Origin of the sequence: Agrobacterium genomosp. 2 str. CFBP 5494 (genome assembly GCF_900013495.1) — a bacterium.
GTDB lineage: Bacteria > Pseudomonadota > Alphaproteobacteria > Rhizobiales > Rhizobiaceae > Agrobacterium > Agrobacterium pusense.
Genome location: NZ_LT009719.1, coordinates 666,171 through 677,831 on the forward strand (window position 1 = coordinate 666,171; position 11,661 = coordinate 677,831).

At 59.4% G+C, this 11,661-nt stretch carries 7 protein-coding genes (1 of these 7 cut by a window edge); 1 reads left to right on the plus strand and 6 read right to left on the minus strand.

What is annotated here, in order from left to right:
- Positions 1 to 1,678: the 3' portion of a M23 family metallopeptidase gene (locus tag AGR2A_RS17870; protein WP_072528814.1), read on the plus strand. It extends 269 nt beyond the left edge of the window; 1,678 of the gene's 1,947 nt are visible here — the last part of the coding sequence; the start codon falls outside the window, past its left edge; its stop codon occupies positions 1,676 to 1,678.
- Positions 1,679 to 1,746: 68 nt separating this feature from the next.
- Here AGR2A_RS17870 and clpB read toward each other — a convergent pair whose 3' ends face one another.
- The 6 genes from clpB to AGR2A_RS17900 form a co-directional block, all read right to left on the minus strand.
- Positions 1,747 to 4,371 (minus strand): ATP-dependent chaperone ClpB, encoded by a 2,625-nt coding sequence (gene clpB / locus AGR2A_RS17875; protein WP_006698032.1) that lies wholly within the window; start codon positions 4,369 to 4,371, stop codon positions 1,747 to 1,749.
- Positions 4,372 to 4,736: 365 nt separating this feature from the next.
- Positions 4,737 to 5,519 carry a DUF4167 domain-containing protein gene (locus AGR2A_RS17880; protein WP_004437999.1) on the minus strand — a complete coding sequence of 261 codons (783 nt, stop codon included), beginning with the start codon at positions 5,517 to 5,519 and terminating at the stop codon, positions 4,737 to 4,739.
- A 395-nt stretch (positions 5,520 to 5,914) separates the two neighbouring features.
- Positions 5,915 to 6,784 carry a peptide chain release factor N(5)-glutamine methyltransferase gene (gene prmC / locus AGR2A_RS17885; protein ID WP_072495056.1) on the minus strand — a complete coding sequence of 290 codons (870 nt, stop codon included), beginning with the start codon at positions 6,782 to 6,784 and terminating at the stop codon, positions 5,915 to 5,917.
- Positions 6,781 to 7,860: a peptide chain release factor 1 gene (gene prfA, locus AGR2A_RS17890; protein WP_072495055.1), complete on the minus strand. Its 1,080-nt coding sequence runs from the start codon at positions 7,858 to 7,860 to the stop codon at positions 6,781 to 6,783. Before prfA ends, prmC begins: the two co-directional genes overlap by 4 nt.
- Positions 7,861 to 7,889: 29 nt before the next feature.
- Positions 7,890 to 10,157, minus strand: coding sequence for a phosphoenolpyruvate--protein phosphotransferase (gene ptsP, locus AGR2A_RS17895; RefSeq protein WP_004437993.1), 2,268 nt, complete (start codon positions 10,155 to 10,157; stop codon positions 7,890 to 7,892).
- Between the two features lie 174 nt (positions 10,158 to 10,331).
- Entirely contained in the window at positions 10,332 to 11,609 is a 1,278-nt protein-coding gene (locus AGR2A_RS17900) for an aspartate kinase (protein ID WP_006698035.1), read from the minus strand.
- Between the last annotated feature and the right edge of the window lie 52 nt (positions 11,610 to 11,661).

Here is an 11,661-nt window from a genome sequence, read left to right on the forward strand (position 1 = left end):
GGCACCGAATATTGCCGCGCGACCGTCCGACCGCTCGATCATGGAAGTCTCGACCGTCATCAACGAAGGCGATAAGGAAGTGGTCCGCAAGGTGCCCTTCTCCCACGTGAAAATTCCGCTTGCGGCAAATTACGCCAAGCAGGACGACTATCCAGCCTTCGATCCCCTTAATATCTTCGCCAGCAATGACGACAAGGACGCGTCGGCACCTGCACCGAGCAGGACGGGAACGATTTACGGTTCCGAGGTCGAATCCGAAGTCAGCCTGAAGACCGTTGCCTTTCCCGTGCAGCATTCCAAATTCCCCTTCGCCGGCTCGCTGAGCTTCGATGAGGTGGAGGAAGCCGTGCGTTCCAACGGATCGATCCTGACAGACGGCAACGAACAGCTTGCCGCGCTTTATTACATCGATCCACGCCGTTTCGATAATGACGAAGGCGACGTCGACATCACCGCCGGCCTGGCCGCCCGCGTCGTCGAACAGAACATGTCGGTCTCGACACCGCAATCGGCCTCCGTTCCCGTCAAGGAATATGCCGATGACGTGATCCCGGCCCGCCAGACCGAAACCATCGAGGCCGCGCTTTTCGGCGCAGGTTATTCGAAGGCACAGTCTTCGGAGATTGCCGGCCTGCTGGCACCGCAAATCCAGTCCAACAATGTGGAAAGCGGCGATGTGCTGCGCGTCGGCATCCTTCAGGAAGACGAGAAAAGCGATATCGTGCGCGTGAGCCTTTACCGCAAGGGCCGCCACATGGTCACCATGGCCGTCGATGACCGCAAGCGCTTCATCAAGGCCAGCCAACCACCGAAACTGGACGCGGTGGCGACCGCCTTTGACAGCACACCCGCACCTGCGGCGGGGCGCGATCTGCCAAGCGTCTATGACGGGGTGTACCGCGCCGCGCTTGCTTACGGCATGAACCAAGGCATGGTCTCGCAGTTGATCAAGCTTCTGGCCAGCAGCGTCGATTTCCAGGCGCAGCTCAAGCCGGCGGATACGCTCGAAGCCTTCTTCTCCGTGGAAGATGCGGATGGCAAGGCGACGGACAAGTCGGAGCTGCTCTATGTCAATGCCAAGTTCGGCGACAACGAGACACGCTTTTACCGGTTCCAGAATCCGGAAGACAACAGCATCGATTATTTCGATGAAAACGGCAAAAGCATCCGGCAGTTCCTGTTGCGCAACCCGGTTCCAAACGGCCGCATGACCTCCGGTTTCGGGATGCGCCGCCATCCCGTGCTGAAATTCAGCCGCATGCATACGGGAACAGACTGGGCCGCCGCCCGGGGCACGCCGATTATCGCTACGGGTAATGGCACTGTCGAGAAGGCCGGATGGGCCTCCGGTTACGGCAACCAGACCCTGATCCGCCATGCCAATGGCTATGTCTCGTCCTATAACCACCAGAGCGCGATCGCCAAGGGGGTCACCGAGGGGGCAAAGGTCCGGCAGGGTCAGGTCATCGGCTATGTGGGGTCGACCGGTCTTTCGACCGGCGCGCATCTGCACTACGAGCTGATCGTCAACGGCACCAAGGTGGACGCAATGAAGGTGCGTCTGCCGGGCGGCAAGTCGCTTTCCGGCGAAGCGCTGGCGCGTTTCTCCGACGAGAGAAAACGCATCGATAATCTGCTGAATATCGAAGAAAAGTCCAATCAGGTGGCAAGCCGCTGATCGGCAGGGGATTTCAGATCAACAGAGTCCGCTTATAGGAAAAGGGCCCCGTTTCCGGAGCCCTTTTTTTATGCAGCGTCGGCGGCCTCAGTGTCGGCCTCGGCTTTTGGCGGCTTGACCTTGAACAGCAGCCGGTCGGTTCCAGAGGTCACCTTGACCCGCGAACCATCGGGGATTTCCCCGCCAAGGATCATTTCCGCAAGCCTGTCCTGAACCGCCTTCTGGATCACCCGCTTCAGCGGACGCGCGCCATAGGCGGGATCGTAGCCTTTGTTGGCAAGCCAGTTACGGGCATCCTCATCCAGTTCGAGCGAAATCTTGCGATCTCCCAGCAGCGAAACGAGCCGCTTCAACTGGATTTCCACGATGGCACCCATCTCGTCCCGCCGCAGGCGATGGAAGAGGATGATATCATCGATACGATTGAGGAACTCCGGCCTGAAATGCGACCGGACACGCTCCATCACCAGTTCCCGAACCGAATCCACGTCGTCATTGTCACCCATCTGCGTCATGAATTCCGAACCGAGGTTCGAGGTCATGATGATGATGGTGTTCTTGAAATCGACGGTGCGGCCCTGGCCATCCGTCAGGCGGCCATCATCCAGCACCTGCAGCAGGACGTTGAAGACATCCGGATGCGCTTTTTCGATCTCGTCGAACAGCACGACCTGATAAGGCCGGCGGCGAACCGCTTCCGTCAGAGCGCCGCCCTCCTCGTAACCGACATAGCCGGGAGGCGCACCGATGAGCCGGGCAACGGAGTGTTTCTCCATATATTCCGACATGTCGAGGCGAACCATTGCGGTTTCGTCGTCGAACAGGAAGCGGGCCAGCGACTTGGTCAGCTCGGTCTTGCCCACGCCCGTCGGGCCGAGGAAGATGAACGAACCGATCGGCCGGTTGGGATCCTGCAGGCCGGCACGCGAACGGCGAACCGCCTTGGACACGGCCTGAACGGCCTCACCCTGCCCGACAACGGACTTGGCAAGTTCGTCTTCCATGCGCAACAGCTTTTCGCGCTGGCCTTCGAGCATCTTGTCAACTGGAATACCTGTCCAGCGGGAAACGACATGCGCGATGTTGTCCGCCGTCACCACTTCCTGAACCATCGAGCCGGCACCGCTGCTGTCCCGCGCTTCCGCTGCAGCCAGTTCCTTTTCGATCCCCGGAATGATGCCGTAGGTCAATTCACCCGCGCGCTGGAACTGCCCGTTGCGCTGCGCGATCGCCAGTTCGTTGCGGGCTTCGTCCAGCCGTTTCTTGAGATCGGCGGCGTGGCCGAGCTTTTGCTTTTCCGCCTGCCAGCGGGCCGTCAGGGCATCGGCCTTCTCTTCCGTATCCGCCAGTTCATCCTCAAGCTTCTTGAGCCGGTCGACAGAAGACTGGTCCGTCTCCTGCTTCAGGGCTTCGCGCTCGATCTTGAGCTGGATGATGCGGCGATCCAGTTCGTCCAGTTCTTCCGGCTTGGAATCCACCTGCATGCGAAGACGCGACGCGGCTTCGTCCATCAGGTCGATTGCCTTATCCGGCAGGAAACGGTCGGTGATATAGCGATTGGAAAGCGTCGCAGCCGCAACCAGGGCCGAATCCGAGATACGGACCTTGTGGTGCTGTTCGTATTTTTCCTTCAACCCGCGCAGGATCGAGATCGTGTCCTCAACGGTCGGTTCATCCACCAGCACGGGCTGGAAACGGCGGGCAAGGGCCGGATCCTTCTCCACATGCTTGCGATATTCGTCGAGCGTGGTGGCGCCAACGCAGTGCAGCTCACCGCGGGCAAGCGCGGGCTTCAGCAGATTGGAGGCATCCATCGCCCCATCCGCCTTACCGGCGCCGACCAGCGTATGCATTTCGTCGATGAAGAGGATGATGCCGCCATTTTCAGACTGCACCTCATTGAGGACAGCCTTCAGGCGCTCTTCGAACTCACCGCGATATTTCGCACCTGCGATCAGCGCGCCCATATCGAGCGCCATCAGCTTCTTGTCTTTGAGGCTTTCGGGCACATCGCCATTGACGATGCGCAGGGCGAGGCCTTCGGCAATCGCCGTCTTACCGACGCCAGGTTCACCGATCAGCACGGGATTGTTCTTGGTACGGCGAGACAGCACCTGAATGGTACGGCGAATTTCATCGTCGCGGCCAATAACAGGGTCCAGCTTGCCTTCGCGGGCCTCTTCCGTCAGGTCGCGCGCGAACTTCTTCAGCGCGTCAAAGCCCTGTTCGGCATTGGCGCTGTCAGCCGTGCGGCCCTTGCGGATATCATTGATGACCTGATTGAGCGCCTGCGCCGTCACGCCGGCCTTCTTCAGGGAAGCCGAAGTGGAAGCAGAGCTTTCAATCGCAAGCGCCTGCAGAAGACGCTCGACGGTCACGAAACTATCGCCAGCCTTTTTGGCCAGGTCTTCGGCGGTGGAAAACACCTTTGCAAGGGGAGCCGTCAGCGAAAGGCCGCCATTGCCACCGGATACCTTGGGTAATTTTGCCAGTGCGGCATCATTGGCAAGACGCGCTTCTTTCGCGTCGCCGCCAGCCCGCTCGATCAGCGATGCCGCCATGCCCTGCTCGTCATCGAGCAGCACCTTGAGAACATGTTCGGGCGAAAACTGCTGATGGTTTTCGGCCAGCGCAAAGGTCTGCGCCGATTGCAGAAAACCGCGAACGCGCTCGGAGTATTTTTCAATATTCATAGTCGAACCTCCATAGACCGGCCCGCCCGCTTTCGGCACGGCTCCGGGTGTTAGGGTTGAGGCTCCCTCAAAAGGCAAGCCCCGCTACGACAGCCGTGTTTAAGGATTTCACGATCGCCGCCTCTCGATGGTCGGTCGCCAGCAGTATCGGCAACCTTCCATCCTGCTCGAATATGGGAGGCATTTTCATCGGTTTAAAGGGGAAGAAATCCGGCCGTCGAGAAATTTTCCCAGGAAGTTGACGGGTGTCAGCTTCACCCTGCTAGCCATGCTGGTGCGCGCAGTCATAGACTTTGGCGCGCCAAAATAAAAAAACTCCGGCGAGCCGGAGTTTTTCAGTCCTAGGGCATGTCTGCCTGCGCTGTTTATTCCGCGGCGTTTTCAAGCGTGGCGGGAGCGGCCTCTTCACCGGCTCCTGCATCTTCACCTTCGGCACCTTCGGCAGCCGCAGTGCGACGTGGACGGCGCTGGCGCGGACCAGTCGCCCGGCGCGTCTTCGGTGCGCGTTCGGCCGGAGCTTCCGCCTGCTGCTGTTCCTCTTCGACGGCCACCTCCATCGGCGTACCCTCGATGACGGGCTGCGGCGCCTGACTGGCGTCATAAACCGGAGGCTGCTGGTCTGCGCTCACCTGCTGGCGTGGCTGACGCTCCTGCCGCTCACGGCGGTCGGGACGTTCACGGCGCTCCTGGCGCTGCTCGTTCCGTTCGGCGCGCTCCTGGCGTTCGGGCTGCTGCGCGCGCTCGGCCTGTTCGGCCTGATGCTGCGGTGCAATGGCGCCTTCGTCACCATCGTTCACATCCATCTCGTCGGCATCGGCGGCATTATACTCGCCGCGGTCGTCGCGCTGGAAGCGTTCCTGCATCTGCGCCTGAGCCGACGCGATGATGCGGTTATAATGTTCAGCGTGCTGCAGATAGTTTTCAGCCATCACGCGGTCGCCGGAACTCTGTGCGTCGCGCGCCAGAGCCGCGTATTTTTCCGCTATGTGCTGGGCTGTGCCACGGATTTTAACATCGGGGCCGGAACTGTCATAAGTCCTGGTCAGCGGGTTACCGCCCTTGCGGTTGAAGTTGTTGTTACCGCCACCATTATTATTGTTGTTGTTTCCACGCCCCCGGCCGCGCTTGTTTTGCTGTCCTGGCCTCATCAATTGCTCACCTGAATTCTGTTTTGCTGATAATCTGGTTGTTTTCATGCAATTCCGGGCGGAAAACCGCTGGAAATTTTTCCTGAAATTGCTCCATCACGCGCCCTGCCGAGATACCTCCGGACAAGACCTCGCGTAAGACGACCGGTCGCGCAAATGCTGCACCGAGCCGTCTGCGAACAAAGTTTACTGATTCACATGCCGGAAACGCCCAGCCTTTCAGGGCTCTTTAAAGAACCCGCTTCGGGACTGACCCATACCCTGACGAATCTCAGTTCGTCCTCAGCCACCCGGCATGTGGCCGCAAACTATCCCGCTTCCCGCGGAAATCCAAGCCTTTTCTTTTGCTGTGCAAAATATCCTTGCAAAAAATTCCGCAGACATATCGTCGTCAACTATCTCCGGAAGGTCAAAACTCTATCATTACCGCCATAATCCTTCACGGCGTCCAGAAGAGAGAAGCCGTGGGAAGAAAATATAGCGGAAACATCAAGCCTTTGATCGAAACCGATCTCCACACCGACAATCCCGTTTTCCACAAGAAAGCGGCCTGCTTCGGCAGCGATGAGGCGGTACGGTGCAAGGCCGTCCTGACCTCCATCCAGCGCCGCCAGAGGATCATGATGACGAACCTCTCGGTCAAGCGTTGCGACGATATCGCTTCTTATATAAGGCGGATTCGACACAATTATGTCAAAGCGGCCAGAGATTTTTTCGAACCAGTCGCTTTGAACGGGTTCGAAACGACCGCCGAGATCATTTCGGAATGCGTTTCTCGAGGCTGTCTCCAGCGCGTCGGCGGAGATATCGCTGCCGACACCGGTCGCCTCCGGGCATTCCTTCAAAAGCGCGAGACAGATTGCCCCCGTGCCTGTGCCCAGATCGAGAATATGCGCGCTGCCCCTGGCTGAAACGGCAGCCTTCAAGGCAGGCAGCAGCGTGTCTACCAGAACCTCCGTATCAGGGCGCGGCTCGAGCGTTTCCCTCGACAAAAGAAGATCCAGGCCATGAAACTCCCGATGGCCCAGGATGCGGTGAACAGGCTCGCCGGCGGCGCGTCTTTCAACCATCGCATCAATTCGGGCTTGCTCCTCGGTCGTGAGCGACCGGTCCGGCTTCATCACGAAGTCGGTCAACGAAAAACCGACGACTTCGGCAATCAGGAGACGCGCATCGAGAAGTGGATCGGCGATCCCCGCCGCCTGCAGCCGCTTGCGGGCCGCGGCAAGTTCACTTGCGACAGTGGCCCCGGCCGGCGCGCTCAATGCTGCTCGCCGAGTTGCGCCAGCTGCCCCGCCTGATAATCGGCGGTCAGCGCATCCACGAGCTCATCAATCTCGCCTTCGATCATCCGGTCCAGCTTGTAGAGCGTGAGATTGATACGGTGATCGGTGACACGGCCCTGCGGGAAATTATAGGTGCGGATGCGCTCGGAGCGGTCGCCGGAGCCCACCTGGCTCTTGCGGTCGGCCGAACGTTCACTGTCCACCTTCTGGCGCTCGATATCGTAAAGTCGTGAACGAAGAACCTGCATGGCCTTGGCACGGTTCTGATGCTGCGATTTCTCCGAGCTCGTCACGATCAGCCCTGTCGGCAAATGAGTGATGCGAACGGCGGAATCGGTGGTGTTGACGTGCTGGCCGCCGGCGCCCGACGCACGCATCGTATCGATGCGGATGTCTTCCGGGCGGATTTCGATATCGATTTCTTCCGCTTCCGGCAGCACCGCGACGGTGGCCGCAGACGTGTGGATGCGGCCGCTTGCTTCCGTTTCCGGCACGCGCTGGACCCGGTGAACGCCGGACTCGAATTTCAGCTTGGAGAACACCCCTCGCCCACTGATGGTGGCGATGATTTCCTTGTAACCGCCGGCTTCACCCTCGCTTGCGGAGAGCACTTCCACCTTCCAGCCCTTGGAAGCAGCAAAGCGCTCATACATGCGGAACAGATCGCCGGCAAACAGTGCCGCCTCGGAACCGCCGGTCCCGGCGCGTATTTCGAGGATCGCACTTTTTTCGTCCGCTGCATCCTTCGGCAGCAGCAGGACCTGCATGTCCTTTTCGAGCTCTTCGATACGGCTCTCGATCTCCGGCAGCTCCATTTCCGCCAGTTCGCGCATATCCTTGTCGGTCGTCTTGTCGGCAAGCAGCGCTTCGAGATCGGCGGCCTCGGAGATCGCCTTCTCGTATTCGCGAATTTTCTTCACCACCGGCTCGAGCTCGGAATATTCCGAAGCGAGCTTCACATAGACATCCGCAGCAGGCCCGGCCGACATACGCGCTTCGATCTCGCCGAAACGTCTTTCCAACTCGCGCATTTTTTCGACGGGAAGCTTCGCCACCAGTCACTCCAATTATGAAACAGTTCTTTTTAAATGGGAATGGAATGCGTCGCCGCAAAGCGTAACAACACCTCGCGCGCGCTTTCCAGCGAATTATGATCATCCAGCGCCGCGTTCAACTCTTCGGCAAGACTTGCGGCATCGAGCCCGAGCAGCATGGCCTTCACGGGGCCGATCGCCGTCGGCGACATGGAAATCGAACGGAATCCAAGCCCGATAAGCGCCATTGCCGAAAGTGGCTTGCTCGCCATTTCACCGCACAGCGTAACCGAAGTTTGATGCCTTTCGCCCGCCCGCACGATATCGCGAAGCATGCGCAGGAACGGCTTGCCGAGATTGTCGAAGCGATCCGAAACACGGGCGTTGCCGCGATCCACAGCCATCGAGAACTGGAAGAGATCATTCGAACCCACGGAGACGAAATCCACCTCCTGCATCAGCTCATCGAGCTGCCACATCAGCGCCGGCACCTCCAGCATGGCGCCGAACTGCAGCTTTTTCGGCAGCGCATGGCTGAATTTGGAAAGATGCTGTACTTCCTTCTGCAGCAGGTCGCGTGCAGCGCGGATTTCGGACACTTCCGTCACCATCGGCAACATCATGCGCAGTTCTGCACCGGAAGCGGCACGCAGAAGCGCGCGCATCTGCGTGCGCATCAGCCCCGGCCGGTCGAGCGACAGGCGGATCGCCCGCCAGCCGAGCGCCGGATTTTCCTCCTCCTGGCCGCGCATATATGAAACGACCTTGTCGCCGCCAATATCCAGCGTGCGGAAGGTAACGCTCTTGCCCTTCGCCTGCCGCAGGACGGAGCGATAGAAGGCCTCCTGTTCCTCACCCTTCGGCATGTTGGAAGCGATCATGAATTGCAGCTCGGTACGGAACAGTCCAATGCCATCGGCACCCGATTCATCCAGCTGCGGCAGATCCACCAAAAGACCAGCATTCATCTTGAGGTTGACCTTCTGGCCATCTTTGGTGATCGGTTCGACATTGCGAAGTGCGCGGAACTGCTCCTGCCGGCGGGCACGCAGACGCACTTTTTCCTCATAGGCGCGTTGCAGATCCGACATCGGACGCAGATGCACCTGGCCGTCATCGCCATCGATGATGATGGGATCGTTGTTTTCGGCAAGCGCGACAATGCCCGTCGCCTGCCCGATAACCGGAATGCCCATGGCGCGGGCCACGATGACGACATGGCTGGTCACCGCGCCATCTTCCAGCACCAGACCACGCAGTTTTTCGCGCGGATAATCCAAGAGTTCGGCCGCCCCCATGGCGCGGGCCAGCACGATGGCATCGAGCGGGAAATCCTGTTCCGGACCACGACCGCCAAAACCGATGAGCTGCCGAAGCAGCCGGTTGGCGAGATCGTCGAAATCATGCATGCGTTCGCGCAGATAAGGATCGGTGAGACGCATCATGCGCGCCTTGGTATCGCTCTGCACCTTCTCGACCGCCGCTTCCGCCGTCAGGCCGTTGCGGATCGCTTCTTCCATGCGTCGCACCCAGCCCTGATCGTGGGCGAACATACGGTAGGTCTCGAGAACCTCGCGGTGCTCGCCTTCGGTCGGTACGTCACGGCGCTGCAGCATGTCATCGATGGAGAGCCGCAGCGAGCCTATAGCATCGGCAAGCCGACGGATTTCCGTATCCGCATCTTCGTTCAGCAGGTTGGTAACGACAATGCGCGGATCGTGCAGCACCACATGGCCAAGACCGATGCCTTCGCCATAGGCGTCGCCGTCGATGGAGACGGCACGCGTCAGGTCCAGCTCGACACCGGGGCGTGTGATCTTCTTCAACTCGCCGCTCGCCACTATTTCAGCGATAAGCATCGCGGTTGTCTCGAGCGCTTCAATTTCATCCTCCCGGTACGTTCGGCTGGCCTTGTTCTGGACCACAAGAACGCCAAGAGTGCGACCGGAGCGCAAAATTGGCACGCCGAGGAAGGAATGATAAATTTCCTCACCGGTTTCAGGTAGATAGCGGAATGCGGGATGCGCCTGCGCATCGGAAAGATTGAGCGGCTGGGCGGAAGCGGCAATGGTGCCGACAAGACCCTGCCCCATTTTCAGCTGCGCAAGATGCACGGCATCCTTGTTGAGACCTTCCGTCGCATAAAGCTCAAGCACGCTGTCGGAACGCAGCACATAGACCGAGCAAACCTCCGCCACCATGTTGCCGGCGATCTGACGGACGATCTGGTCAAGGCGGTCCTGCGGTTCAAGGTGCTCCGCCATCATTTCGCGCAGCCGCTTGAGCAGGACGCGCGGACCTGCGGAAAGGTCTCTCATCGCGTTTGCTCCCCGACGCTTCCGATCCGAATGTCATAATATTCGGGAATCAAAACGTCATTTAAAAATTTATAGCGCGAGAAGCGCGTCCCGCAAGGGACACGCTTTCATGAAACGCCACATCGGAAGAACGCAACTCCGAAGAATCGGAGCATCGGGAACCGATGTCTCGGCTTAGCTCTTATCGAGGCCGTAAGCAGAATGCAAAGTGCGAACCGCAAGTTCGGCATAGGCGCCATCGATCAGGATCGAAATCTTGATCTCCGACGTGGTGATCGCCTTGATGTTGATGTTCTTCTCGGCCAGTGCCTTGAACGCGCTGGCGGCAACGCCCGCGTGGCTGCGCATGCCAATGCCGATGACCGAAACCTTGGCGAGGCCGGTTTCGTTCTGGGCAACGTCGAAGCCGATCTGGGCCTTGTTGTCATCGAGAACCTTAAGCGCCTTGGCAACGTCGCCCGAAGGAACGGTAAAGGTCATGTCGGTGCGCGAACCGTCTTCGGAAATGTTCTGCACGATCATGTCGACATTGATGTGCGCTTCCGCCAGAGGCCCGAAGATCGCGGCGGAGACGCCCGGACGGTCGGCCACGCGGCGCAGCGAGATCTGTGCTTCATCCTTGGCATAGGCGATGCCGGTTACGACTTCCTGTTCCACGATTTCATCCTCGTCACAAATCAAAGTACCGGGCGGGTTGATGAGGTCGCCCATGCCCGGCGCATCGGGATCCTCGAAACTGGAGCGAACGAAGGTGCGCACCTTGTGTACCATGGCAAGCTCGACCGAGCGGACCTGCAGGACCTTGGCACCGAGCGACGCCATTTCGAGCATTTCCTCGAAGGCGATCTTTTTCATGCGGCGAGCCTTGGGCTCGATGCGCGGATCGGTCGTGTAGACGCCATCGACATCCGTATAGATGTCGCAACGATCCGCCTTCACGGCAGCGGCAATGGCAACGGCCGAGGTGTCGGAGCCGCCGCGGCCAAGCGTTGCAATGCGGTTATCGGGACCGATGCCCTGGAAGCCGGCAACAACGGCAACCTGGCCTTCGCCCATGCGCTTGACGATATCGGAACCGTCAATCTCGAGAATGCGGGCGGCGCCATGCGCATTATCGGTGCGGATCGGGATCTGCCAGCCCTGCCAGGAGCGCGCATTGATGCCCATGGATTGCAGCGTGATCGCCAGAAGACCTGACGTCACCTGCTCGCCGGATGCGACAACCGCGTCATATTCGCGCGCATCATAAAAGGACGCGGCGTTGCTCCCCGTAATCTTTGCTGCGTTCTGCACCCAGTCAACCAATTCGTTGGTTTTACCGGACATGGCGGAAACGACCACGGCCACTTCATGGCCGGCATCCACTTCGCGTTTCACATGCCGGGCGACATTGTGAATGCGTTCGAGGTTCGCGACGGACGTGCCGCCGAATTTCATGACAATGCGAGCCATAGCCTTGACCAGTACCATCCCATTTTCCCGCCGGCTCTTTCACAAGACGGAC

Coding starts and splice junctions, on each gene's coding strand:
- clpB (WP_006698032.1), bottom strand. CDS start 4,371: ATGAATATTGAAAAATACTCCGAGCGCGTTCGCGGTTTTCTGCAATCG.
- AGR2A_RS17880 (WP_004437999.1), bottom strand. CDS start 5,519: ATGAGGCCAGGACAGCAAAACAAGCGCGGCCGGGGGCGTGGAAACAAC.
- ptsP (WP_004437993.1), bottom strand. CDS start 10,157: ATGAGAGACCTTTCCGCAGGTCCGCGCGTCCTGCTCAAGCGGCTGCGC.
- AGR2A_RS17900 (WP_006698035.1), bottom strand. CDS start 11,609: ATGGCTCGCATTGTCATGAAATTCGGCGGCACGTCCGTCGCGAACCTC.